General features: G+C 58.4%; 24 protein-coding genes. 19 read left to right on the plus strand and 5 right to left on the minus strand.

The annotated features are described in order from the left end of the window. Positions 1–10: 10 nt before the first annotated feature. The 19 genes from nuoF to JWS10_RS02205 all read left to right on the plus strand — a co-directional run bounded on the left by nuoF (position 11) and on the right by JWS10_RS02205 (position 17,387). Positions 11–1,306: an NADH-quinone oxidoreductase subunit NuoF gene (gene nuoF / locus JWS10_RS02115; RefSeq protein ID WP_299504270.1), complete on the plus strand. Its 1,296-nt coding sequence runs from the start codon at positions 11–13 to the stop codon at positions 1,304–1,306. 3 nt (positions 1,307–1,309) lie between these two features. Further along, positions 1,310–1,621, plus strand: a complete 312-nt coding sequence (locus JWS10_RS02120; protein WP_299504272.1) for a hypothetical protein — start codon at positions 1,310–1,312, stop codon at positions 1,619–1,621. Beyond that, positions 1,618–1,935, plus strand: coding sequence for a hypothetical protein (locus tag JWS10_RS02125; RefSeq protein ID WP_299504274.1), 318 nt, complete (start codon positions 1,618–1,620; stop codon positions 1,933–1,935). Before JWS10_RS02120 ends, JWS10_RS02125 begins: the two co-directional genes overlap by 4 nt. 107 nt (positions 1,936–2,042) lie before the next feature. Then, positions 2,043–2,450, plus strand: coding sequence for a DUF5333 domain-containing protein (locus JWS10_RS02130; RefSeq protein ID WP_299504276.1), 408 nt, complete (start codon positions 2,043–2,045; stop codon positions 2,448–2,450). Further along, positions 2,447–2,953, plus strand: a complete 507-nt coding sequence (locus JWS10_RS02135) for a DUF3291 domain-containing protein (RefSeq protein WP_299504278.1) — start codon at positions 2,447–2,449, stop codon at positions 2,951–2,953. Before JWS10_RS02130 ends, JWS10_RS02135 begins: the two co-directional genes overlap by 4 nt. Positions 2,954–2,957: 4 nt before the next feature. Continuing rightward, positions 2,958–4,967 (plus strand): NADH-quinone oxidoreductase subunit NuoG, encoded by a 2,010-nt coding sequence (gene nuoG / locus JWS10_RS02140; RefSeq protein WP_299504281.1) that lies wholly within the window; start codon positions 2,958–2,960, stop codon positions 4,965–4,967. Between the two features lie 3 nt (positions 4,968–4,970). Next, complete coding sequence (locus JWS10_RS02145) at positions 4,971–5,372, plus strand: hypothetical protein (protein ID WP_299504283.1); 402 nt, start codon at positions 4,971–4,973, stop codon at positions 5,370–5,372. Between the two features lie 54 nt (positions 5,373–5,426). Further along, positions 5,427–6,464 carry an NADH-quinone oxidoreductase subunit NuoH gene (gene nuoH / locus JWS10_RS02150; protein ID WP_299504286.1) on the plus strand — a complete coding sequence of 346 codons (1,038 nt, stop codon included), beginning with the start codon at positions 5,427–5,429 and terminating at the stop codon, positions 6,462–6,464. Positions 6,465–6,466: 2 nt separating this feature from the next. Beyond that, a complete protein-coding gene (gene nuoI, locus JWS10_RS02155) occupies positions 6,467–6,970 on the plus strand; it encodes an NADH-quinone oxidoreductase subunit NuoI (RefSeq protein WP_299480555.1) in 504 nt (167 codons plus the stop codon). A 15-nt stretch (positions 6,971–6,985) separates the two neighbouring features. Continuing rightward, positions 6,986–7,396, plus strand: a complete 411-nt coding sequence (locus JWS10_RS02160) for a carboxymuconolactone decarboxylase family protein (RefSeq protein ID WP_299474709.1) — start codon at positions 6,986–6,988, stop codon at positions 7,394–7,396. Next, positions 7,393–8,007 (plus strand): NADH-quinone oxidoreductase subunit J, encoded by a 615-nt coding sequence (locus tag JWS10_RS02165; protein ID WP_299474706.1) that lies wholly within the window; start codon positions 7,393–7,395, stop codon positions 8,005–8,007. The genes JWS10_RS02160 and JWS10_RS02165 overlap by 4 nt, the downstream gene beginning before the upstream one ends. Positions 8,008–8,028: 21 nt before the next feature. Then, positions 8,029–8,520 carry a hypothetical protein gene (locus tag JWS10_RS02170; RefSeq protein WP_299504289.1) on the plus strand — a complete coding sequence of 164 codons (492 nt, stop codon included), beginning with the start codon at positions 8,029–8,031 and terminating at the stop codon, positions 8,518–8,520. Positions 8,521–8,611: 91 nt separating this feature from the next. Beyond that, a complete protein-coding gene (nuoK, locus tag JWS10_RS02175; RefSeq protein ID WP_299474701.1) occupies positions 8,612–8,917 on the plus strand; it encodes an NADH-quinone oxidoreductase subunit NuoK in 306 nt (101 codons plus the stop codon). Positions 8,918–8,921: 4 nt separating this feature from the next. Then, the gene (nuoL, locus tag JWS10_RS02180) at positions 8,922–11,207 is read left to right on the plus strand and encodes an NADH-quinone oxidoreductase subunit L (RefSeq protein ID WP_299504292.1); all 2,286 of its coding nucleotides are present in this window, start codon (positions 8,922–8,924) and stop codon (positions 11,205–11,207) included. Between the two features lie 4 nt (positions 11,208–11,211). Then, positions 11,212–12,735, plus strand: coding sequence for an NADH-quinone oxidoreductase subunit M (locus JWS10_RS02185; protein ID WP_299504295.1), 1,524 nt, complete (start codon positions 11,212–11,214; stop codon positions 12,733–12,735). 12 nt (positions 12,736–12,747) lie between these two features. Continuing rightward, on the plus strand, positions 12,748–14,181 hold the full coding sequence (gene nuoN, locus JWS10_RS02190; protein WP_299504297.1) for an NADH-quinone oxidoreductase subunit NuoN: 1,434 nt from the start codon (positions 12,748–12,750) through the stop codon (positions 14,179–14,181). Then, positions 14,171–14,929 carry a biotin--[acetyl-CoA-carboxylase] ligase gene (locus JWS10_RS02195; protein WP_299504299.1) on the plus strand — a complete coding sequence of 253 codons (759 nt, stop codon included), beginning with the start codon at positions 14,171–14,173 and terminating at the stop codon, positions 14,927–14,929. The genes nuoN and JWS10_RS02195 overlap by 11 nt, the downstream gene beginning before the upstream one ends. Before the next feature lie 11 nt (positions 14,930–14,940). After that, entirely contained in the window at positions 14,941–15,714 is a 774-nt protein-coding gene (locus tag JWS10_RS02200) for a type III pantothenate kinase (protein WP_299474685.1), read from the plus strand. Further along, the gene (locus tag JWS10_RS02205) at positions 15,711–17,387 is read left to right on the plus strand and encodes a ribonuclease J (RefSeq protein ID WP_299504302.1); all 1,677 of its coding nucleotides are present in this window, start codon (positions 15,711–15,713) and stop codon (positions 17,385–17,387) included. Before JWS10_RS02200 ends, JWS10_RS02205 begins: the two co-directional genes overlap by 4 nt. A gap of 158 nt (positions 17,388–17,545) precedes the next feature. Here the strand turns inward: JWS10_RS02205 and JWS10_RS02210 are convergent, their stop codons facing one another. The 5 genes from JWS10_RS02210 to JWS10_RS02230 all read right to left on the minus strand — a co-directional run. Next, the gene (locus tag JWS10_RS02210) at positions 17,546–19,261 is read right to left on the minus strand and encodes a DEAD/DEAH box helicase (RefSeq protein WP_299504304.1); all 1,716 of its coding nucleotides are present in this window, start codon (positions 19,259–19,261) and stop codon (positions 17,546–17,548) included. Positions 19,262–19,379: 118 nt separating this feature from the next. After that, on the minus strand, positions 19,380–20,927 hold the full coding sequence (locus tag JWS10_RS02215; RefSeq protein WP_299504306.1) for an aldehyde dehydrogenase family protein: 1,548 nt from the start codon (positions 20,925–20,927) through the stop codon (positions 19,380–19,382). Between the two features lie 318 nt (positions 20,928–21,245). Beyond that, positions 21,246–21,509 carry a hypothetical protein gene (locus JWS10_RS02220; RefSeq protein WP_299504308.1) on the minus strand — a complete coding sequence of 88 codons (264 nt, stop codon included), beginning with the start codon at positions 21,507–21,509 and terminating at the stop codon, positions 21,246–21,248. Positions 21,510–21,533: 24 nt separating this feature from the next. Further along, entirely contained in the window at positions 21,534–23,132 is a 1,599-nt protein-coding gene (locus JWS10_RS02225) for a peptide chain release factor 3 (RefSeq protein WP_299474745.1), read from the minus strand. A 32-nt stretch (positions 23,133–23,164) separates the two neighbouring features. Beyond that, the coding region (locus JWS10_RS02230) for a Hint domain-containing protein (RefSeq protein WP_299504310.1) at positions 23,165–24,101 on the minus strand (937 nt) is incomplete at its 5' end.

Below are 24,101 nucleotides of genomic sequence, written 5' to 3' on the forward strand. Positions count from 1 at the left end.
GGAAGCAGCTATGCTCGACGATAAGGACCGCATCTTTACCAACCTTTACGGGATGCACGACCGTTCCTTGGCGGGCGCGCGGGCGCGGGGCCATTGGGATGGCACGGCCGAGATCATTGCGCGCGGCAAGGATACCATTGTTGATCAGATGAAGGCTTCGGGCCTGCGGGGCCGGGGTGGGGCGGGGTTTCCAACCGGGCTGAAATGGTCATTCATGCCGAAGCAATCGGATGGCCGGCCGTCGTATCTGGTGATCAATGCGGACGAGTCCGAGCCGGGCACCTGCAAAGACCGTGAGATCATGCGGCATGATCCGCATACTTTGATCGAGGGCGCTTTGATCGCGTCGTTCGCGATGGGGGCGAATGCTTGCTACATCTACATTCGCGGCGAGTATATCCGCGAGCGTGAGGCTTTGCAGACGGCGTTGGACGAATGCTACGATGCTGGTTTGCTGGGTAAAAATGCCGCCAAATCCGGTTGGGATTTTGACTGCTACCTGCATCATGGTGCTGGGGCTTATATCTGCGGTGAAGAAACCGCTTTGCTCGAAAGCCTTGAGGGCAAGAAGGGGATGCCGCGGATGAAGCCGCCGTTCCCGGCAGGCTCGGGGCTTTATGGCTGCCCGACGACGGTGAATAACGTTGAGAGCATCGCGGTGGTGCCAACGATTTTGCGGCGTGGGCCGGAGTGGTTTGCGGGCTTTGGGCGGCCTAACAATGTTGGCACCAAGATTTTCGGGATTTCCGGGCATGTGAACAATCCGTGCGTGGTGGAAGAAGCCATGTCGATCACTTTGCGCGAGTTGCTGGACGTGCATTGCGGCGGCGTGCGTGGTGGTTGGAAGAATGTCAAAGCGGTGATCCCCGGCGGGTCTTCGGTGCCGATGCTGAACGCGGCGCAATGCGAAGACGCGATCATGGATTTCGACTGGCTGCGCGAGCAAAAGTCAGGTCTCGGCACGGCGGCGGTGATCGTGATGGATCAATCGACCGACGTTATCAAAGCGATCTGGCGGCTGTCGAAGTTCTACAAGCATGAGAGCTGCGGCCAATGCACGCCGTGCCGTGAAGGCACTGGCTGGATGATGCGGGTGATGGACCGTCTGGTGCGCGGCGAGGCCGAGATTGAGGAAATCGACATGCTGTTGTCGGTGACCAAGCAAGTCGAGGGTCATACAATCTGCGCTTTGGGAGACGCGGCGGCTTGGCCTATTCAGGGCTTGGTGCGGCATTTCCGTGAGGAGATTGAAGACCGTATCAAGGCGAAGAAGACCGGCCGTATGGGCGCGATGGCGGCGGAGTAAGCGATGCGTTTTGGGCTGGTATTGGCAATCGGGATGGGCTTGGCTCCGCTTCCTGCGTGTGCTGAGGCTTATCCGGGTTTGCAGATTCCAGCCGAGCATCGTGGCGTGAAATATATGGTCGAGATTACCGCTGAGGATAAAGCCGGGCCGTTTGACGCGCGGGTTTGGCGGATCGACGGCGGCTCTATGTCTTATGAGCGTAAGATTGGGCGGGATTTGGTCAAGCAGGCTTGCGCGGGGGAAAGCTACGGCTTTCGCAATGTGCAGGCCAAGTTGGTCGAAGGTCAGTTGATGTTCAAAGGGGTCTGCACATGATGCGGGCCGTGGCAGTGATCGGTTTTGCTGGGCTGAGTGCTTGCGTGAGCAGCCCGCGTCCGATGGCTTTGTCGGAAAGCGGTCCGGTTTCGGTGGAACTGGCGGGGCAATCGTATATCGCGGACTTGCAACCTTCGGAAGCGGGGCCGGTTCTGGCTGTAACGCGAGATGGTGCTGCGTTTGGCAACTTTGAGGGCGCCGAGGCCAAGCTTGCGGCTGAGGCATTTTGTGGCGCGCGCGGGCGCTCGGTGAACCGGGCGGCGTATGGCCATTACGTCGGCGGCGCTTGGGTATTCAAAGGGGGCTGCGCATGACAAACGTGGTTCTGACAGGCGATAACCTGCGCAAGACACGGTCTTGTCATGGGATATCAGCGGCTTCGCGGTTTATGGTCCGGGCTGTCAAAGCCAAGGAGGCCACAATGACCAAGTTTTTCCACAGCCTGACGCTGGTTGCTGTGCTGGCGGCAAGCCCCGCGCTGGCGCTGGAACCGTTGAACAAGGAAGTCCATATCAATGCGTCGTTGGTGGCTGGTCAGGTCGGCGATACCATTCGCAAAACTTGCCCGTCAATCTCGGCGAAGATGTTCACGGTGCTGGGCAAACTGAACGCGTTGGAAGATTACGCGCGCGACAAGGGTTACACCGAGGCCGAAGTTAAGGCGTTTCTGAAGGATAAGACCGAGAAGAAGCGCATCAAGACGCTGGCAAAGGAATATCTGACAAAGGCCGGTGCCGTTGAGGGCGATGCGGAGAGCTACTGCAAGGTTGGCCGCGACGAAATTGACAAGGGCACGCTCGCGGGCAGTTTGTTGAGGTCGTACAAATGATGCAGCCTGTTGATCATCACCTTGCAGAGTTTAACTTTGGAACTCTGCGCTATGGTTGGGACGATCCGCGCGTTGCGGATTTCGTCAACAACTTGGAGTTGGTCAACGGCATTGCTGAGAAATCTCCGGGTTTCATATGGCGGCTGACTGATGAAGCGATGGAAACCGCTCAGGCGACAGCCGATGCTGTGGCAATCGGCGATCACAGATTGGCCTCGACTTTGTCGGTATGGATGGATCTGGCGAGCTTGGAGAATTTCGTATGGAACACCGTGCATCGGCAGTTCTATGGGCGTAACGCCGAATGGTATGATGCGGTCGGCAACGGAAATTTGGTGTTGTGGTGGGTGCCTGTCGGGCATTGCCCGGGATTTGACGAAGGAATGGCGCGGTGGCAGCACCGCGTTGCAAATGGCGAGAGCGATCATGCCTTTGGCTGGTCGTATCTGAAAGAAGCGCAGAGGTGGAAAACCCATCAATGCAATCAGTTGGCGGCGGAGTAAGCGGATGTCGAACCTCAAGAAAATCAGCATCGACGGGATCGAAGTTGAAGTCGATGGCGCGATGACGATCATTCAGGCTGCGGAAGTCGCCGGGGTGGCCATTCCGCGGTTCTGCTATCACGAGCGCCTTACGATTGCCGGCAACTGCCGGATGTGTCTGGTTGAGGTCGTCGGTGGCCCGCCGAAACCTGCGGCGTCTTGTGCGATGCAGGTGCGCGATCTGCGGCCGGGGCCAAACGGTGAAGCGCCGTTGGTGAAAACCAACTCGGCGATGGTGAAGAAAGCCCGCGAGGGCGTGATGGAGTTTCTGCTGATCAACCACCCGCTCGATTGCCCGATCTGCGATCAGGGTGGTGAGTGCGATCTGCAAGATCAGGCGATGGCATTTGGGGTGGATTTCTCGCGGTATCGTGAGCCCAAGCGGGCTTCGGAAGATCTGAACCTTGGGCCGTTGGTTGAGACCAAGATGACGCGGTGTATCTCTTGCACCCGCTGCGTGCGGTTCACCTCGGAAGTCGCCGGGATCACCCAGATGGGCCAGACCGGGCGCGGCGAGGATGCGGAGATTACCAGCTATCTGAACGGGACTTTGGACAGCAACCTGCAAGGTAATATCATCGACCTTTGCCCGGTTGGAGCTTTGACTTCAAAGCCTTACGCCTTCACCGCGCGGCCGTGGGAGTTGTCGAAGACCGAAAGCATCGATGTGATGGACGCTCTGGGTTCTAACATTCGTATCGACACCAAAGGCCGCGAAGTGATGCGGATTTTACCGCTTAACCATGACGGCGTGAACGAGGAATGGATTTCCGACAAGACGCGGTTCGTCTGGGACGGCTTGCGTCGTCAGCGGCTGGACGTGCCCTATGTGCGGGAAAACGGTCGCCTTCGCAAATCGAACTGGGGTGAGGCTTTGGCTATGGCTGCTGCTGCCGTGAAAGGTAAGAAGATTGCTGGTCTGGTCGGCGATCTGGTGCCTGTCGAGGCGGCGTATTCGCTGAAACTGTTGATTGAATCGCTTGGTGGCAAGGTCGAAAGCCGCACCGATGGCGCTCGGTTGCCGATGGGGAATCGCTCGGGTTACGTCGGTAACGCGACCATTGAAGATATCGACACGGCGAAGACGATACTACTGATCGGAACCAACCCTCGGTTGGAAGCTCCGGTGTTGAACGCGCGTATCCGCAAGGCTTGGTTGGCGGGCGCGAATGTCGGTTTGATCGGCGAAGCGGCCGATTTGACTTATGATTACAAGCATATGGGCACTGATCGCGCGGCCTTGGCTGATTTGGTCGGCAAGGTGACTGAGAAGCCGAATACGATTGTGATCGTCGGGCAGGGCGCTTTGAACGAGGCGGATGGTGAGGCGGTTCTGGCGCATGCGATGGCTTATGCGCAGGGCGCTGGCGGCAAGTTGCTGGTGCTGCACACGGCGGCGAGCCGTGTTGGTGCGATGGACGTGGGCGCCGTGACCGAGGGCGGGCTTGCGGCGGCAACCGATGGCGCAGAAGTGATCTATAACCTCGGCGCGGATGAGGTTGAAATCTCGGCGGGTCCGTTCGTGATCTATCAGGGCAGCCATGGTGATCGGGGTGCGAACCGGGCCGATATCATCTTCCCGGCGGCGGCTTACACCGAGGAAAGTGGGCTGTTTGTGAACACCGAGGGTCGGCCTCAACTGGCGCAGCGCGCGGGGTTTGCTCCGGGTGAGGCGAAAGAGGGCTGGGCGATCCTGCGGGCGTTCTCGGCGGAGGTTGGCAAAACCTTAGCCTGGGACAGTTTGGCAGCTTTGCGCCGGGCGCTTGTCGCGGTCCATCCGCATCTTGGTATGCTCGATCATGTGCCAAGCAATGATTGGCAGCCGTTGGAAGTGCGCGGCATGGGCCGTGCTGATTTCCGCAACGCTTTCAAAGGCTTTTATCTGACCAACCCGATTGCCCGGGCAAGCAAAGTCATGGCTGAGATGGCGGCGATCGAAGCTGATCGTGCGCGTGTTTCGATGGCGGCGGAGTAGGATATGCGGCTTGGCGCCCCTCTTGTGATCGGATTGGCTGCCTTTGGCGGCCTGTTCGCTTGTGTGGGCGAGAAACCGCAGACTGATCTGGCGTTTAATCCAAGCTATAAGGGCATCGAAACCATCCTGCTTGACGGCGATCTGGTGAACTTCCGGGTTGCCATGACCGGTGCACGGGATGATAGCGATGTGAGCGCTTATGCAGCCTGTGCGGCGGCGCAATATGCGTTGATCCGAGGCTTTGGATTTGCGCGTCATGTGCGCACGAATGTCGCGATGAAGGGTGGCGTTTGGCGGGGCGATGCAGTTTACACCATCTCGGCGTCACTGCCGCGCGGTGTGAAAACGATAGATGCCGAAGTGACCGTGCGCGATTGTGGTGCGCAAGGAATACCGACGGTTTAAGGCCAAACGGCCAACGACTAAGGGCCGCAAGGCTAAAAAGGAACGTGAGGGATCATGGCTGACTTTCTGCAAACCGGGCTGGGGATGGCGCTTTTGATAGCGTTGCAAAGTCTTGCCATCGTTGCTTTTGTGATGATCAGCTTGCTGTTCCTTGTCTACGGCGACCGCAAAATCTGGGCGGCGGTGCAGATGCGCAAGGGGCCGAATGTGGTGGGGCCGTTTGGTCTGCTGCAATCGGTGGCTGACGCGTTGAAGTATGTGGTGAAGGAAATCGTGGTCCCGGCGGGGGCCGATCGCGCGGTGTTCTTTTTGGCGCCGATCCTAAGCTTCGTGCTGGCGATCCTCGCTTGGGCGGTGATCCCGTTCGATAGCGGCTGGGTGCTGGCCGATATTAACGTCGCCATCCTGTTCGTCTTCGCGGCGTCCTCGCTGGAAGTTTACGGTGTGATCATGGGCGGGTGGGCGTCGAACTCAAAATACCCGTTTCTTGGGTCGTTGCGGTCTGCCGCGCAGATGATTTCCTATGAAGTCTCGCTGGGCCTGATCATCATCGGCATCATCATCTCCACCGGCTCGATGAGCTTCTCGTCGATTGTTCATGCCCAATCCGGCAATCTTGGCTTGCTGAACTGGTATTGGCTGCCGCATTTCCCGATGGTGTTCCTGTTCTTCATCTCTGCCTTGGCCGAAACCAACCGCCCGCCGTTCGATTTGCCGGAAGCGGAATCCGAACTTGTCGCGGGTTTCATGGTAGAATATTCCTCAACACCCTATCTGCTGTTCATGGCAGGCGAATACATCGCGATGTTCTTGATGTGCGCGCTGATTTCGCTGCTGTTCTTCGGCGGCTGGCTGTCACCGATCCCTGGGCTTCCCGATGGCTGGTGGTGGATGGTCCTAAAAATGTGGGTGTTCTTCTTCATGTTCGCCATGGTGAAGGCCATCGTGCCGCGTTACCGCTACGACCAGTTGATGCGGATCGGCTGGAAAGTGTTCCTGCCGTTGTCTTTGGGCTGGGTGGTGATTGTGTCGTTCTTAGCAAAATATGAAGTGTTCGGCGGCTTTTGGGCGCGCTGGACAATGGGAGGCTGATCATGGGTCCGGCACGCACAACCGATTACCGCCGCGCAGCGAAGTATTTTCTGCTGTTTGACTTCTTCAAAGGCTTTGGCCTTGGCTTCAAATACTTCTTCGCGCCAAAAAGCACGCTGAACTACCCACACGAAAGGGGGCCGCTTAGCCCTCGTTTCCGTGGGGAGCACGCTTTGCGCCGCTATCCAAATGGTGAGGAACGCTGCATTGCCTGCAAGCTTTGTGAAGCGATTTGCCCGGCGCAAGCGATCACGATTGATGCCGAACCGCGCGAGGATGGCTCGCGCCGCACCACGCGCTATGATCTTGACATGACGAAGTGCATCTACTGCGGTTTCTGTCAGGAAGCCTGCCCGGTGGATGCGATTGTTGAGGGCCCGAACTTGGAGTTCTCGACCGAAACCCGCGAGGAATTGTTTTACAACAAAGAAAAACTGTTGGCGAACGGCGCGCGCTGGGAAGCCGTCATTGCGCGCAATCTCGAACTTGACGCCCCGTATCGTTGAAACATCGGTGACATGATGAACGAGACTTTCAATCAGATCTTCAAGCAGATGATGGAGCAGGGCAGCCAGATGGCGAAAGCCTTTGCGCCGGGCTTTGAGGGCGTCGATGTGAAGGCGTTCGAAAAGCTGTTTCCGGCGATGCCGAAGGAAATGCTGGAGGCGTTCTTTGGCAAAACCTTCAACCCCGAGGGGCTCGATGCGCGCACGCGGTTCCTCGTGACGATTGCGGCGCTGACGGTTCAGGGGCCGTTGGGAGAGCCGCAAATCCGCGCCACGGTGAAGAATGCTTTGGCCGCCGGGGCCACCAAACGCGAGATCGCTGAAGTGATCTGGCAAATGTCGATGTTCGGCGGGGTTCTCGCCATGCAAAAAGCACTGGAAACCGCGCAGGCGGTCTTCGCTGAAACCGAGGAGAAAGCGCCATGAGCGTTGCAGATTTGGCCTTTTACGCGTTTTCCACCGTGACGGTCGCGGCGGGCTTGCTGGTGACGCTGTCGCGCAACCCGGTGCATTCGGTGCTCTGGCTGATCCTTGCATTCCTGTCGTCGGCGGGGCTGTTTGTGCTCTTGGGGGCGGAGTTCGTCGCCATGCTGCTGATCATTGTTTATGTCGGTGCTGTCGCCGTGCTGTTTCTGTTCGTGGTGATGATGCTCGACATCGACTTTGCCGAATTGAAGGGTGAGATGTCGCGCTACATGCCGTTGGGTTTGCTGGTTGGCGTGATCATCATCATGCAACTGGTGCTTGGCGTTGGCGCTTGGGTGCAAGCCGACGGCGCTATGGGCCTGCGCGCTGCGGTGACGCCCGATTTGGCACAGATGGAAAACACCCGCGCGTTGGGCCTGCTGATCTACGACAAATACCTTCTGCTGTTCCAGCTTTCGGCTTTGGTGCTGCTGGTCGCAATGATCGGCGCGATCCTTTTGACCCTGCGCCACCGCAAGGACATCAAACGCCAAAACGTGCTGCACCAGATGTGGCGCGATCCGGCGAAGGCGATGGAATTGATGGACCCGAAACCGGGGCAGGGACTGTAATATTCAAATGGAGTGGCATAGATGAAAACTTTCCTTCTTCCTTTTATTATTGCGATGTTGGCAGTCGGTCCGGCTTTGGCCGATCAAAAACAGGTTGTGCGCGATCTCAAAAAATGTGGCAGCGAGGCAGCCAATGCCTTTGGCAAACACCGGGAAAATCCGGCGATAGACGAGGGCAACGGTTATGTCGGGTTCGAGACCGACGAATCTGATGCAGGCGGCACGCACGAGAAATATACGCTGGTTAATTGTGCGACACGTAAGCTGGTGCAAGTTAATGCGGAGTATCTCCTGAAGGACTCCAGCAAAGGCTTGCCGGGGCATGGCGATTTGTTTGCCCATGTGGATGCGCTTCGGTCGAAGAAAAAACTGGCAAATGAAGATTTGTTCGTCAAGAACGCACAGCGCGGCGGTTACGAAGTGGTTAAAGGGCAACTGGCGAAAGCTTACACGCCAAAAGCCTCACGCGGCGACTGCGGTTGTTCGCTCTACTATCCTGAGACCATGCCATAAGGCATTGATACCGATGGCCATTGCGGTGGCCATCAGCACTTCAGGTGCAACGCAGACAATGACAAACGGGCAACGACCCGGAGGGACGAAAATGGTAGGACTGGAACATTACCTAGTGGTGGCGGCGGCTTTGTTCGTCATCGGGATCTTTGGCATCTTCTTGAACCGGAAGAATGTCATCGTCATTCTGATGTCGATTGAGCTGATGCTGCTGGCGGTCAACATCAACTTCGTCGCCTTCTCGTCGCAGCTGGGCGATCTGGTAGGGCAGGTGTTCACCATGTTCATCCTGACGGTGGCGGCGGCAGAGGCTGCGATTGGCCTTGCGATCTTGGTGGTGTTTTTCCGCAACCGCGGCACCATTGATGTCGAAGATGTTAACGTGATGAAGGGCTGAGAACATGGATTTGCAACTCAGCGCGAAGATCATCCTGTTTGCACCTTTGGTCGGCGCGATCCTTTGCGGTTTTGGCTGGCGGCTGATTGGCGAGAAGGCGGCGACTTGGCTCACCACGTTGGTCTTGTTCGTGGCGGCCATCCTGTCTTGGTATATTTTCTCGACCTTTCAGGGCGATACCCAGCCCATCACCGTATTGCGGTTCATTGAATCCGGCACGCTGAGCACCGAATGGGGTATCCGCCTAGATCGGATGTCGGCGATCATGTTGGTGGTGGTGAACTCGGTTTCTGCCCTCGTGCATCTCTATTCGCAAGGCTACATGGCGCATGATGAGAACTGGGCGCATGGCGAAAGCTATCGGCCGCGCTTCTTTGCGTATCTGTCGTTCTTCACCTTTGCCATGCTGGCGCTGATTACCTCTGACAACCTGGTTCAGATGTTTTTCGGCTGGGAGGGTGTGGGCGTCGCTTCTTACCTGCTGATCGGCTTCTATTACCGCAAGCCGAGCGCCAATGCCGCTGCGATGAAGGCGTTTGTGGTCAACCGGGTCGGCGACTTCGGCTTCGCGCTGGGGATTTTCGCGCTGTATTACCTGACCGACAGCATCAAGTTTGATGAGGTTTTCGCAGCCGCCCCGCAACTGGCGCAGACCAACCTGCATTTTCTGTGGGCTGACTGGAACGCGGCCAACTTGATCGGCGTACTGCTGTTCATTGGCGCGATGGGTAAATCGGCGCAATTGTTTCTGCACACTTGGTTGCCGGATGCGATGGAGGGCCCGACGCCGGTGTCGGCGCTGATCCATGCGGCAACCATGGTGACGGCGGGGGTATTCCTCGTCTGCCGAATGTCGCCGCTTTATGAATATGCGCCTGATGCCAAGACGATGATCGTGATTGTCGGTGCGACGACGGCGTTCTTTGCCGCCACGGTAGGTCTGGTGCAAAACGACATCAAACGGGTGATCGCCTATTCGACCTGCTCGCAACTTGGCTATATGTTCGTGGCCGCTGGCGTCGGCATGTATCCGGTGGCGATGTTTCACTTGTTCACACACGCGTTCTTCAAGGCGATGTTGTTTCTTGGCGCAGGCTCGGTGATCACCGCGATGCACCATGAGCAGGATATGCGGAATTACGGCGGGCTGCGTAAGAAAATCCCGCTGACGTTCTGGGCGATGATGATCGGCACTTTGGCGATTACCGGGGTGGGCATTCCGCTGACGCATTATGGTTTTGCGGGCTTCCTGTCGAAAGACGCGGTGATTGAAAGCGCTTGGGTTGGGTCAAGCTATGCCTTCACTCTGCTGGTGATCGCGGCGTTTATGACTTCGTTTTATTCATGGCGACTGATGTTTATGACGTTCTTCGGTAAGCCGAAGGGCGACACCCATGCCTATGACCACGCGCATGAAAGTCCAGGGACGATGCTGGTGCCTTTGGGCGTGCTGGCTTTGGGCGCGGTGTTTTCGGGCATGGTCTGGTATAATAGCTTCTTCGGTGATGAGGCGAAGATGCGGGCTTGGTTCAATATGGAGCCTGCGCACGAGCAAATTGCAGGCGAAGAAGAACATGCGGCTGAGGCTGTGGCGGAGGCTGCTCCGGCTGGCGAGGCGGCACCTGTTGCAAGTGAAGCTGCACCCGAAACTATGGCCGCGACAAATGAAACGGCTCCGGCAACCACCGAAGCTGCTCCGGCAACTGAAACGGCTCCGGCTACTGTGACCGAGTCTGCTCCGGCTGAAACTGCTCCAACCGAAGCAGCTCCGGCGACGGAAACTGCTGTTGCGACGACGGCTGAGCCTACGGCACCTGCGCATGTTGAACCGGGTGTCGCTCCGAAAGGCGCTATCTATCTTGGAGCCGAAAACCACGTGCTGCACGAAGCGCATGAGTCGCCGAACTGGGTCAAAGTCTCGCCGTTCATCGCGATGGTGCTGGGCTTCCTGTTGGCGTTTCAGTTCTACATTCGTCGCCCGGACCTTCCCGGAAAACTCGCGGCGCAACAGCGTCCGCTCTATCTGTTCCTGCTGAACAAGTGGTATTTCGACGAGATCTACGACCGCATCTTTGTGAAACCCGCGTTGTTGCTCGGCAATTTCCTGTGGAAAAAGGGTGACGGTTCGGTGATCGACGGTGCGCTGGACGGTGTGGCGATGGGGATCATCCCGTTCTTCACCAAACTCGCTGGGCGCTGGCAGTCGGGTTACGTCTTTACATATGCCTTCGCGATGGTGCTGGGGATTGCTGGCCTGCTGACGTGGATGACGCTTACGGTGGGGCACTAAAAGCATGAATTACCTTCTTTCCATCATCATCTTCCTGCCCGCAGTCGCTGCCGCCGTCTTGGCGCTGTTCCTGCGTGGCTCGAACGAGGCCACCGCCAACAATGCCAAATGGCTTGCACTGATCGCCACCACAGCGACCTTCATCGTGTCGTTGTTCGTGCTGAAGGGGTTCGATGCGAGCAACGCGGGCTTTCAATTCGTTGAGCAAGCGGCTTGGATCGTCGGGCTGAAATACAAGCTGGGCGTCGATGGCATCTCGATCCTGTTCGTCATGCTGACGACGTTCCTGATGCCGATCACCATTCTATCGTGCTGGGGTGTGAGCGACCGGGTGAAAGAATACATGATCGCTTTCCTGCTGCTGGAATCGCTGATGCTCGGTGTGTTCTTGGCGCTGGATCTGGTGTTGTTCTACCTGTTCTTTGAGGCTGGCCTGATCCCGATGTTCCTTATCATCGGCATCTGGGGTGGGCAAAACCGGATTTATGCGGCGTTCAAGTTCTTCCTCTATACCTTCCTCGGCTCGGTGCTGATGCTGGTGGCGATGATCGCGATGTATTGGGCGGCGAAGACCACCGATATTCCGACTTTGATGGCGTTCCAGTTTGATAGCGCGCCGATGGTGGTGCTGGGGATGAGCATTACGGGCGGCTTGCAAACCTTGCTGTTCCTTGCGTTCTTCGCCAGCTTTGCGGTGAAAATGCCGATGTGGCCGGTGCATACTTGGTTGCCGGATGCGCACGTTCAGGCCCCGACGGCGGGTTCTGTGGTGCTGGCGGCGATCCTGCTGAAGATGGGCGGTTATGGCTTTTTGCGCTTCAGCCTGCCGATGTTCCCGGTTGGGGCAGAGGTTCTGTCATCACTGGTGTTCTGGATGAGCGCGATTGCGATTGTTTATACCTCGCTGGTGGCGCTGGCGCAGTCCGATATGAAAAAGCTGATCGCTTATTCCTCGGTGGCGCATATGGGCTATGTGACCTTGGGGATTTTCGCGGCCAACCAACAGGGCGTTGATGGTGCGATTTTCCAGATGATCAGCCACGGCTTTATCTCGGGCGCGATGTTCTTGTGTGTTGGCGTGATCTACGACCGGATGCACACGCGAGAAATCGACGCTTACGGTGGCTTGGTCAACCGGATGCCAGCTTACGCTTTGGTGTTCATGTTCTTCACCATGGCGAACGTCGGTTTGCCGGGGACGAGCGGTTTTGTCGGTGAATTCCTCGTGCTGGCCGGGATCTTTCAGGTCAACACTTGGGTTGCTGCTGTTGCCACCACTGGCGTGATCCTCTCGGCGGCCTACGGGCTGTATCTCTATCGCCGCGTTGCCTTCGGCGCGCTGGTGAAAGAGTCCTTGGCAACCATCCAGGACATGAGCCGACGTGAGCGGGCGATCTTCGCGCCGCTGATCGTGATGACTTTGCTGCTGGGGGTCTATCCGGCTTTGGTGCTGGATATCATCGGACCATCGGTGAAGGCGCTTGTTGAAAACTACCAGACGGCCGTGACGGCCTTTGCTGCGAACTAAGGGACAGACCAGATGAACGCTTTAGACTTTCATATCGTCCTGCCCGAGGTTTTGCTGGCGCTTTACGCCATGGCCGCGCTGCTGGGGTGTGTGTACGCGGGCAAAGATGCGCTGACTGGAGTGGTAACTTGGGCCACCGCCGGAGTGTTCGTGGCGCTGGCGGCTTACATCGGCTTTGCGGGTGAGGGCGCGAATGTAGCCTTCGGTGGCATGTTCATCGACGACGCTTTCGCGCGGTTTTCCAAAGTGGTGATCCTGCTGTCGGCGGCGGGCGTGTTGGTGATGTCGCAAGACTACCTTGCGCGCAACGACATGGGGCGGTTTGAATATCCGATCCTCGTGGCGCTTGCGGTGATCGGCATGATGTTCATGGTGTCGTCTGGCGATCTGATGCTGCTGTATCTTGGCTTGGAGCTGCAATCTTTGGCGCTGTATGTCGTCGCAGCAATGCGCCGTGATGATGTGAAATCGACGGAGGCGGGGTTGAAATACTTCGTGCTCGGCTCGCTATCGTCGGGCCTGCTGCTGTATGGCGCATCATTGGTTTACGGCTTCGCGGGGACGACCTTGTTCTCGGGTATTCTGACCACGCTGACCGAACCACAAATCGGGCTGGTGATTGGTTTGGTGTTCCTGATCGCAGGCATGGCGTTCAAGGTTTCCGCAGCGCCGTTCCACATGTGGACGCCGGACGTTTACGAAGGTGCTCCGACTCCGGTTACTGCTTTCTTCGCAACAGCTCCGAAAGCTGCTGCGATGGCGATGATCGCGCGCGTGGTGTTCGATGCGTTCGGGGCGATTCCGGCGCAATGGGGCCAGGTTTTGGCGGCGCTCGCCGTGCTGTCGATGTTCCTTGGTGCCGTCGCCGCCATTGGGCAACGCGATATCAAGCGGCTGATGGCATATTCCTCAATCGCCCATATGGGTTATGCGCTGGTCGGTCTGGCCGCTGGAACGGTTGAGGGTGTGCAGGCGATGCTGATCTATATGGCGATCTATGTCACGATGAACCTCGGCACCTTTGCCTTCATCATGTCGTTGGAGAAGGATGGCAAGTCGATCAGCGATATCGACAGCCTGAACATGTTCTCAAAGCGGGAGCCTTTAAAGGCGCTCGCCGTGCTGATCTTGATGTTCAGCCTAGCGGGTGTGCCACCGATGTTGGGCTTTTTCGGGAAGTTCTATGTGCTGAAAGCTGCCGTGGATGCGGGCATGACATGGCTTGCGGTGGCGGGGGCTGTGGCTTCGGTGATAGGCGCGTTCTACTACCTGCGCATCGTGTTCTTCATGTATTTCGGGCGTGAGACCGTGGGGGCGACCAGTCGGATGGCTCCGGTGCAATGGCTGATGCTGGTGGCGGTGGCGGCGGTGATGCTGCTAGGCGTTGTCAACCTGTTCGGCATTGAAGCGGTGGCTGCGACGGCGGCGCAATCGCTTGTCGGCTAAAGCTGCATGGCCTGAGGGTGTGGCGCGCCATGTCTTAGCCACCGTGGACAGCACCAATGCCTATGCCCTGCGTATGGCCCCGGACACTCCGGGGCCTGCGTGGTTTTTGGGTTTGGAGCAGACAGCGGGCCGGGGCAGGCGGGCGCGGCCTTGGGCGTCTCCACGCGGTAACTTCTACGGCACCTTGCTGCTGCATCCAGCCGAACCGCCCGAAATGATCGCTTTGCGCAGCTTTGCAGCTAGTCTAGCGTTGCGGGATGCGTTTGTCGGCCTGACCGGATTGTCCGGCGCTTTCGCGCTGAAATGGCCGAACGATGTGCTGCTGAACGGCGGCAAGGTGGCGGGCATCTTGCTGGAAAGTAGCGCCAACAAACGTGGCGGCTTTGATCTCGCCATCGGTATTGGCGTTAACCTGATCGGCGCGCCCGATCCTGCGGCGGTTGAGCCGGGGGCCACGATCCCCGTCAGTCTGCTCGGCGAGACAGGCTTGCGCATCACGCCTGAGGCGTTTCTCGACGCGCTCGCTCCGGCTTATGCGAACTGGGAGGCGAAGTTCATCCAACAAGGTTTCGCCGCCTTACGCCAAGAATGGCTGTCCCATGCCGCGCGTTTAGGCGACACCATCCGCGCTCGAACTGGCAGCCAAACCCGCGTGGGTGTGTTTGAAACCATTGATCCGGCAGGCAATCTGATCCTGCGGATGTCTTCCGGCCCTGTCGCAATCCCTGCGGCAGAGGTGTTTTTCTAAGGGACGCACAAATGCTTCTCGCCATCGACTGCGGCAACACCAACACGGTTTTTTCGATCTGGAATGGTGCGCGCTTCATTGCCACTTGGCGGATTGCCACCGATCATACCCGCACGGCGGATGAGTATTATGTCTGGCTGTCCAGCCTGCTGATGCTGACCAAAACCGAAGCGCAGATCGACGAAGCGATCATCTCGTCTACCGTGCCGCGTGTGGTGTTTAACTTGCGTGTGCTGTGCAATCGGTATTTTGACTGCCGCCCGCTGGTGGTGGGAAAGCCAGAGTGTAATCTGCCCGTGCCGCCTCGCGTAGATCAAGGCACCACAGTCGGGCCTGATCGTCTGGTCAACGCCGTCGCGGGCTTCGACCGCCACGGCGGCAACCTGATTGTGGTGGATTTTGGCACAGCGACGACCTTCGACGTGGTGGATTTTGATGGCGCGTATGTCGGCGGTGTGATCGCTCCCGGCGTCAATCTGAGCCTTGAGGCGCTGCATACCGCAGCAGCCGCGTTACCGCATATTGACATCGCAAGGCCCGCCAAGGTGATCGGCACGAATACGGTGGCTTGTATGCAATCGGGCGTGTATTGGGGCTACATTGGCTTGATCGAAGGCATCGTCCGAGAAGTGCGCCGCGAGCGCGATCTTGGGATGAAAGTTATTGCCACCGGCGGCCTGGCATCATTGTTTGCTCAGGGAACTGAGCTATTTCACGCGATTGAGGACGATCTGACCATGCATGGCCTTGTCCTGATCAACAACCACAACAAGGAAACGGCATGAGCGGTGAGCGGCTGATTTATCTACCATTAGGCGGGGCCGGCGAGATCGGCATGAATGCCTATATTTACGGTTATGGCCCGAAGGGGCGCGAGCGGCTGATTTTGGTCGATCTCGGCGTGGCTTTTTCGGATATGGATACCTCGCCCGGCGTTGATCTGATCATGCCGGATATCTCGTGGCTGGCCGATAAGCTCGACCGGCTTGAGGCGATTTTCATCACCCACGCGCATGAAGACCACATCGGCGCTTTGGCGCATCTGTGGCCGTCGCTGCGCAAACCAATCTACGCGCGGAAGTTTACCGCCACGATTGGGCGGCTGAAGTTTGAAGAATACGGCCTGCCGAAAGATGCGATCACCACTGTTGAGTCGCGGCCGCATACGGTTGAGGCTGGCCCTTTCAAAGTGCAGTTCGTGCCTGTCGCACACTCGATCCCGGAATCCGGCGGTTTGGTGATTGATACGCCAGCGGGTCGCATTTTCCACTCCGGCGACTTCAAGCGCGATGCGACGCCGATTGTCGGCGAAGGCTGGGATGACGCCGTGATGGAGGCTATTGCTGCCGAGCGGCCGATCAAAGCGCTGATGTGCGACAGTACCAACGTGTTCTCGCTGCACGAAGGTCGCTCGGAAAGTACTCTAAAAGCCCCGATTGCTGAGCTGATTAAATCGTCGGGCGGTATGGTGGTGGCGACGACTTTCGCCTCTAACGTTGCCCGTCTGAAAACCTTGGCCGAAGCTGGCCGGATGGCGGATCGCTCGGTTTGCCTTCTGGGGCGTGCAATGAAGCGGATGGTTTCAGCGGCGGAAGAATCCGGCGTGCTGACAGATTTTCCACCGACGATTACACCGGAACAGGCGCTGGAAGTGCCGCGCAAGAACCTGATGCTGATCGTGACCGGAAGCCAAGGCGAACGTCGCGCGGCCTCGGCGCAGCTTTCACGCGGAAAGTATCTTGGGATTGAGATGAAAGACGGTGATACGTTCTTGTTCTCGTCGAAAATCATCCCCGGCAACGAACGCGGCGTCTATGCGATTGTGAACGCTTTATCGGAGAAGGGCGTCAATATCGTTGATGACAACAATGGGCTTTATCACGTCTCGGGCCATGCCAACCGCCCGGATCTGGAGCATGTCCACCGCTTGTTCCTGCCCGATATGCTGATCCCGATGCACGGCGAACACCGTCATTTGCGCGAACATGCCCGCATCGGGCTTGAGGCTGGCATCGCTTCGGCGGTTGTCACAAACGGCATGATGATGGACATCACTGGCGATATGCCGAAGGTTGCCGAGCGTATTGAGGCGGGCCGCACCTACCTTGACGGCTCGGTGCTGATCGTCGCGCTGGACGGTGTGGTGCGCAACCGCATCCGCATGGCGCTGAACGGCTTGGCGATGGTGACAGTGATTTTGGACGAGCAAGACAAGCCGTTGGGTGAGGCGTGGGTTGAACTGATGGGCCTGCCGGAAACTGGCAAAGGTGGGCGGAACCTGGCGGAAACCCTCGAAACGGAATTGACCGAGTTCCTTGACGGTGCTGGCCGTAAGCTGCTCGCCAATGACGACAAGATGGACGAAGCGTTGCGCAAGATAGTCCGGCAGGTGTCGATGGAGGAGATCGGCAAAAAGCCTGAGGTTATCGTGGTCGTTAGCCGTTTGGCGGCTGAGTAGCCGCAACGCCGCCCCGGCCTTGAGCTGGGGCCTCGCTTCACACCATGAGGCCCCGGCTCAAGGCCGGGGCGGCGTGGAATAGTGTGCTAGCTTCGGCGATTGAAATGAAAAAATGGCCCCGCAGATTGCGAGGCCCTCTTTCATTGAGTGGCTTAGCTTCAGCCTTCAGAGCCTGTCGCCAGCGTTTCCTCTGGTTCGTCCGCTGTGGTGGTAGTGATCGCAAAGCTGCGCAGCAGGAAGTCAGGCATGTGATCGCCCATGCCAACCACACGCTCTCCGCCGCTGTCACGGCCACCGCGATAGTCGCGACGATCATCACGGCGCGGTTCGTTGCGGGTGTCAGAACGGCTGTCATTGCGCGGATCATTGCGTTGATCATTGCGCTGCTCGCCCCGACCTTCGGAGGAGCGGCTATCGCCGCGCCCATCCGACGAACGCACGTCAGAGCGGTTATCGCTGCGCGGTTCGGAACGGCGATCATCTTCACGACGAGGGCGCTCAGATCTTGCCGATTGCTCGGTCCGTTCAGGCTGCTCAGCGCGCGGTTGCTCAATCCGAGGCTGCTCGACGGCAACTTCAACGACTGCCTCAACCGAAACGGCTTCCACCGCTTTATCCTCACGCAGACCACGTTCACGCGGACCACGGCCACCACGGCTGCGCGACGAAGACGCACCGCGTTCTTCACGCGCGCGTTCTGGCACATCGGATGCGCCTTCGAGCGCGCCTTCTGGCACTTCGCCGCGCGGAATTGGCTGTTTTACAAGAGCTTCAATCGCGTTGATGTATTTGTCATCCGACGGCACAGCGATGGAATAGGCCTTGCCCAAACGCCCCGCGCGACCGGTGCGGCCAATGCGGTGCACGTAATCTTCAGGATGCGAAGGCACATCGAAGTTGAACACATGGCTGACGGCGGGAATATCAAGCCCGCGTGCCGCGACATCGGACGCCACCAGCAAATGCACCGAGCCATCGCGGAAGCCGTCGAGCGTCTTGGTGCGCACCGATTGATCGAGATCGCCGTGAATTGGCGAGGCGTTAAAGCCGTGCTGTTTCAGCGACTTCGAGACCACATCGACGTCCATCTTGCGGTTGCAGAAGATGATCGCGTTGGTGCAAGTCTCACCCTCGGCCTTGATCAAGGCCCGCAACACCGCGCGCTTTTCGGCGAAAGATTTGTCTTTGCGCGAGGGCGTAAACTGGATCAGCTTTTGCTCAATCGTCAGCGAAGCGGTGGCTTGCCGCGCGACTTCGATTTTCACCGCATTCGACAGGAACGTGTTGGTGATCCGCTCAATTTCCGGCGCCATCGTCGCCGAATAGAAGAAGGTCTGGCGGGTGAATGGGGTCAGGCTGAAAATGCGCTCGATGTCCGGGATGAAACCCATGTCGAGCATCCGGTCGGCCTCATCCACCACCATGATCTGCACACCGGTCAGCAGCAGTTTGCCGCGCTCATGGTGATCGAGCAGGCGGCCGGGGGTGGCGATCAGCACATCGACGCCACGGTCGATCAGCTTGTCTTGCTCGCCAAACGACACGCCGCCGATCAGCAGGGCTTTGGTCAGCTTGGTGTATTTGGCGTAAGTTTCAAAGTTTTCCGCCACTTGCGCGGCGAGTTCGCGCGTCGGGCACAGCACCAGCGAACGCGGCATCCGTGCCTTAGCGCGGCCTTGGCCCAGCAAAGTGACCATCGGCAGCACGAAGCTCGCGGTCTTGCCAGTGCCAGTTTGGGCGATGCCGAGCACGTCTTTGCCTTGCAACGCGTGCGGAATGGCTTGGGCTTGGATCGGGGTGGGGGTTTCATAGCCGGCTTCCGCCACGGCCTTGAGCACGCGGGGGTCCAGCGCGAGATCTGAGAATTTGGTCATCTGCGTCCTAAAGATGCGGGTTCGGCCCGCATGAAATGAAGGGACGCTGCTTTTCCGGGCGCCCCGGCGTCTGGGCGCTACGGCCCTTCCGCGCGCATACCTGAATGCGCGCGGAAGGTCAAGGATTGTGGATAAAACACCCGGTATTGGTCCGGTTCTGGCCGATATCGAAGCTGACACCCTGCGCCAGTGGTAGGGTGGTGCCGTAGTTGATAGTGTTGGTAGCCCGTCGCATATAGGCTTTCCAAGCATCCGAACCGCTCTCGCGCCCGCCGCCAGTTTCCTTCTCACCGCCAAACGCGCCGCCAATTTCGGCACCCGAGGGGCCGATGTTGACGTTGGCGATACCACAATCAGAGCCACGGGCGCAGAGGAAAGCCTCTGCCTCGCGCAGATCATTGGTGAAGATCGACGAGGAAAGCCCCTGCGGCACTTTATTGTGTTTCTCAAGAACGTCGTCGAAGTCCTTGTAGCGCATCACATAAAGGATCGGCGCGAAAGTCTCATGCACCACGGGCCCAACTTGGGCGGGCATTTCAACCAGTGCCGGATGCGCATAAGCGCCGCTCAGACCGCTGACAGGTTCGCCGCCATGCACGGTGCCGCCCGCCGCCCGGGCTTGGTCGAGCGCCTTTGCCATGCCGTCCAATGCACCATCATCAATCAGCGGACCAATGAGCACGCCGGTTTCCAACGGGTTGCCGACCTTGACGCTCGCATAGGCGGCTTTCAGGCGGGGCAGGAAGGCGTCGTAGATGCTGTCATGCAGGAACAGGCGGCGCAGGGTGGTGCAACGCTGCCCTGCGGTGCCCATTGCCGAAAACGCCACGCCGCGCAGAGTGAGATCGAGGTCCGCCGAGGGGGTGACAATGGCTGCGTTATTGCCACCGAGTTCGAGGAGTGAGCGACCAAAACGAGCGGCAACCTTTGGGCCAACTTCGCGGCCCATGCGGGTCGAACCTGTGGCAGAAACCAGCGCAACCTTCGGGCTATCGACCAAAGCCTCCCCCAAAGAACGGCCACCGATCAGCAGGCTGGACAGCCCGTCGGGGGCGTGATGACCGGCATCCGTGAAGCGTTTCAGGGCGCGTTCCAACAGGGCGTGAGCCGCCATTGCCGAAAGCGATGCTTTTTCGGAAGGCTTCCATACCACGGCATTGCCGCAGACCAAAGCCAGCGCCGTGTTCCACGACCACACTGCTACCGGGAAGTTGAAAGCGGAAATTACGCCAATGACGCCAATGGGATGCCAAGTTTCCATCATCCGGTGGCTCGGGCGTTCAGACGCAATCGTATAGCCGTATAGTTGCCGTGACAGGCCAACTGCGAAGTCGCAGATGTCAATCATCTCCTGCACTTCGCCCAAGCCTTCAGACACCACCTTGCCGACCTCGATCGACACCAAGCGGCCCAAGGCGGCCTTGTTGGCGCGGAGTTCGTCGCCAAGCAGGCGCACCAATTCACCACGCTGCGGGGCGGGAACATTGCGCCAATCACGGTAAGCGCGGTGAGCGGCTTGGATGGCGGCCTCAGCCTCGGCGGCGCTGTGTTCAGCGATGGGGCCGAGCGACTCGCCGGTGATTGGCGTGCGGGTGGGCATTTGGCCCGGCTTGGGTGTGACGCCAAGCTGAGCCAGCAAGGTTTGCACTTCGGTATTCAGCGACATCAACGGCCTCATTTGCAGGAATTTGGCGCACTAAGCCGCCTCACGCGCGGGGGTGCAAGGGGCGGTCGCTGGGTCGTGATGGCATCATTGCCACTAATGTACGGCATATTGCCGAAATAGGGCAGCATTATGTAGGGCAATTTGCTCCGGATCGCCCAAGACTTCCGGCGAAAAACAGCAAAATGCCCGAGCGAAAAAATTAAGCCAAGCGCGCGAAGATCAACGCCAGACTTCGGATTGCCAACGCGGCACATGCCCAACTGAGCGCGCTCGGCCGTTGGCAGGTGCGAAATTCAGCGTATCGCCCAGCAGAGTGCGTCAGAGTCCGGAAATGGCAAGGGTCTGCAGGGTGATGCTGTCTGGTTGGTTGAAGCCGCCCGTCGCGAGCACCATCAGCGCCAACAACAGCGTCCCGAACAGCTGGCGGATCACATTGAAATGGAATGCGCCGAGGCTGCGCACGGCATCTGCTGCAAAAAGCCCGGTGGTGGCCCAGCCAGTTGCAGTGCCGTAAGCGGCGAGATCGCGCAGGGCAGGGCCATCAAGTGCTGCAAAATCTGCCGCTTTCTTGGCGGCAGGCAAGAACAGTGAAAGAACTTCGCCGCTTTAAACCATCATCTCTTTGGTCGCGGTCAGCTTTAACTCGGGATAATCGCGCTCAATACGATCAATGTCCCACTTCAGCCGGGTCAGGAAAACCGTGTCGCCGTCATTGTCGATGGCGATATGGCCCTTGTTTACGTTGATGAATTTCTCGACCTCGGCCTTCGCGCCGGACACCCAGCGAGCCGAGGTGAACTGGCTTGGTTCAAAACGCACGGGCAGCGAGTATTCCTGTTCAATCCGGCTCGCCAAAACCTCAAATTGAAGCGGCCCAACCACGCCGACGATGAAGCCCGAACCGATCATCGGCTTGAAAACCTTCGCAGCACCCTCTTCGGCGAATTGCATCAGGGCTTTTTCCAGATGCTTGGCCTTCATCGGATCGCCGGCGCGCACAACTTGCAGCAGTTCGGGCGCAAACGACGGGATGCCGGTGAAGCGCAGAGATTCGCCCTCGGTCAGCGCGTCGCCGATGCGCAACTGGCCGTGGTTCGGGATGCCAATGATATCGCCTGCCCAAGCTTCCTCCGCCAATTCGCGGTCAGCGGCGAGAAACATCACCGGGTTGGCGATGGCCATTTGCTTTTTGGAGCGCACATGCAGCAGCTTCATGCCGCGCTGGAAGTGGCCTGAGGCCATCCGCACAAACGCCACGCGGTCGCGGTGCTTTGGGTCCATATTGGCCTGCACTTTGAACACAAAACCAGTAACGGTTTGTTCTTCCGGCGCAATCTGGCGTTCGGAGGCTTTTTGCGGCTGCGGTTCCGGGCCATATTCGCCCATGCCGTCCATCAGTTCTTTGACGCCAAACGAATTGATCGCCGAGCCAAACCAGATCGGCGTCATTGAGCCGTTCAGGAACGAGGCACGGTCAAAGGCTGGCAGTAATTCCTTTGCCATTTCAAGCTCTTCGCGGAGTTTCTTCAACTGCTCAGGCGCGATGTGATCGGCGAGTTTCGGATCGTCTAAGCCCGAGATTTGGATGGTTTCGGCGACCTTATTGCGGTCGGCGCGGTCCATGATTTCAAGGCGATCATGCAGCAGATCATAGGCACCGATGAAGTCGCGACCCATGCCGATTGGCCAAGACGCAGGGGTTACGTCAATCGCGAGATTCTCTTGGATTTCGTCAATTATATCAAAGGTATCGCGCGATTCGCGGTCCATCTTGTTACAAAAGGTCAGGATCGGCAGATCGCGCATCCGGCAGACTTCAAACAGCTTTTGGGTCTGAGACTCCACGCCTTTTGCGCCGTCAATTACCATAATTGCGGCGTCCACGGCGGTCAAAGTGCGGTAGGTATCCTCGGAAAAATCTGAGTGACCGGGGGTATCGACAAGGTTAAAGCGATACTGCCGGAAATCGAAGGACATTGCGGAGGCGGAAACCGAAATCCCGCGCTCTTGCTCCATCTTCATGAAATCCGAGCGGGTACGGCGGGCCTCACCCTTGGCGCGGACTTGGCCAGCCATCTGGATCGCGCCACCGAACAGCAAGAATTTCTCGGTTAATGTGGTTTTGCCAGCGTCGGGGTGCGAAATGATCGCAAAGGTCCGGCGGCGGGCGATTTCGGGCGGGAGGGGCTGGCGATTGTCAAGCATGGGCGGGCTTTAGCGGAAAGCGGCGGCAGCGTCTACCTTTGCCGCGCGGCGGTGATGCGCGGTGATTTGAACAAAGCCCCCGGCCCGACGGCATCAAGAAATTGCCTGCCGGCTTCGGTGCCAAAGTGTTGGTTTTGGCTAAGGCCGGGGAAGCGGGTTTTGACGTCTTCGGATAGTTCAGGCGGCAAACGGTGCACTGTGGCATCGTTGACCATTAGGCTTTCGGCGGGAACCCCCTCGGCGTAGATAATTTCGTGATGGTCAAACACGATGCTGAAGAAATCGACAAAGCCGCCTTCCCGGATGAAAACTGACTTGTTGTCAACGAGATGCTTGGCTTGAACCAGCAATTCAGAAGTGGCCAGATGGGCGTTTCGCTCGCGTTGATACAAGAACATCCGGTGGTGCTGGCTGACAATCAGATCGCCGGAATTGCCCAGAGTGCCTGCCGTGATCACCACCGGAGCAAATGCTCCGACAGCGCGCAGGGTGGTAGAGCCAATCCAGCGGATAGGCTGGCCGCCGTGATCCCGGCTTAGTACCTTGTCACCGGTTTTCAGCGATTCGATGGCGCACTGCTGCCCCGATGCCATAGTGATCATCGTGCCACGCGCAAACGACACGCAGAGCAGGTCGGCAAGGCCAGTATCTTGCGGCGCGTCGTCGATTTTCAGCAAAGTGTATTCGTTCAACGCGGCGATGGGTGACATCGGCAGCACAAAACGCGCCCGACCGGGCAACGAGATCAGCACAAGATCAACCTGATCGCCTTCGCTGCTCATCATTGTGTAGCGGGCCTCAAAGCGCAGCGGGTCGCCGATTTGCCCCACCGCGGACCCCGACCCGACGCGTTGCAAGCCTTCTGCGCGGGTCACGACCAAGCGCAGCGGCGGCTGGCTTTCGTCTAAAGCATAAATGTCGCCGGGACAGACATCTTCTGGTCCAAGAAGGCTGTCGCCGATATTTACG

The sequence above is a fragment of the Cypionkella sp. genome (genome assembly GCF_028290025.1).
In the GTDB taxonomy this organism is placed as follows: Bacteria; Pseudomonadota; Alphaproteobacteria; order Rhodobacterales; family Rhodobacteraceae; genus Cypionkella.

Coding starts and splice junctions, on each gene's coding strand:
- nuoF (WP_299504270.1), top strand. CDS start 11: ATGCTCGACGATAAGGACCGCATCTTTACCAACCTTTACGGGATGCAC.
- JWS10_RS02120 (WP_299504272.1), top strand. CDS start 1,310: ATGCGTTTTGGGCTGGTATTGGCAATCGGGATGGGCTTGGCTCCGCTT.
- JWS10_RS02125 (WP_299504274.1), top strand. CDS start 1,618: ATGATGCGGGCCGTGGCAGTGATCGGTTTTGCTGGGCTGAGTGCTTGC.
- JWS10_RS02130 (WP_299504276.1), top strand. CDS start 2,043: ATGACCAAGTTTTTCCACAGCCTGACGCTGGTTGCTGTGCTGGCGGCA.
- JWS10_RS02135 (WP_299504278.1), top strand. CDS start 2,447: ATGATGCAGCCTGTTGATCATCACCTTGCAGAGTTTAACTTTGGAACT.
- nuoG (WP_299504281.1), top strand. CDS start 2,958: ATGTCGAACCTCAAGAAAATCAGCATCGACGGGATCGAAGTTGAAGTC.
- JWS10_RS02145 (WP_299504283.1), top strand. CDS start 4,971: ATGCGGCTTGGCGCCCCTCTTGTGATCGGATTGGCTGCCTTTGGCGGC.
- nuoH (WP_299504286.1), top strand. CDS start 5,427: ATGGCTGACTTTCTGCAAACCGGGCTGGGGATGGCGCTTTTGATAGCG.
- nuoI (WP_299480555.1), top strand. CDS start 6,467: ATGGGTCCGGCACGCACAACCGATTACCGCCGCGCAGCGAAGTATTTT.
- JWS10_RS02160 (WP_299474709.1), top strand. CDS start 6,986: ATGAACGAGACTTTCAATCAGATCTTCAAGCAGATGATGGAGCAGGGC.
- JWS10_RS02165 (WP_299474706.1), top strand. CDS start 7,393: ATGAGCGTTGCAGATTTGGCCTTTTACGCGTTTTCCACCGTGACGGTC.
- JWS10_RS02170 (WP_299504289.1), top strand. CDS start 8,029: ATGAAAACTTTCCTTCTTCCTTTTATTATTGCGATGTTGGCAGTCGGT.
- nuoK (WP_299474701.1), top strand. CDS start 8,612: ATGGTAGGACTGGAACATTACCTAGTGGTGGCGGCGGCTTTGTTCGTC.
- nuoL (WP_299504292.1), top strand. CDS start 8,922: ATGGATTTGCAACTCAGCGCGAAGATCATCCTGTTTGCACCTTTGGTC.
- JWS10_RS02185 (WP_299504295.1), top strand. CDS start 11,212: ATGAATTACCTTCTTTCCATCATCATCTTCCTGCCCGCAGTCGCTGCC.
- nuoN (WP_299504297.1), top strand. CDS start 12,748: ATGAACGCTTTAGACTTTCATATCGTCCTGCCCGAGGTTTTGCTGGCG.
- JWS10_RS02200 (WP_299474685.1), top strand. CDS start 14,941: ATGCTTCTCGCCATCGACTGCGGCAACACCAACACGGTTTTTTCGATC.
- JWS10_RS02205 (WP_299504302.1), top strand. CDS start 15,711: ATGAGCGGTGAGCGGCTGATTTATCTACCATTAGGCGGGGCCGGCGAG.
- JWS10_RS02210 (WP_299504304.1), bottom strand. CDS start 19,261: ATGACCAAATTCTCAGATCTCGCGCTGGACCCCCGCGTGCTCAAGGCC.
- JWS10_RS02215 (WP_299504306.1), bottom strand. CDS start 20,927: ATGTCGCTGAATACCGAAGTGCAAACCTTGCTGGCTCAGCTTGGCGTC.
- JWS10_RS02225 (WP_299474745.1), bottom strand. CDS start 23,132: ATGCTTGACAATCGCCAGCCCCTCCCGCCCGAAATCGCCCGCCGCCGG.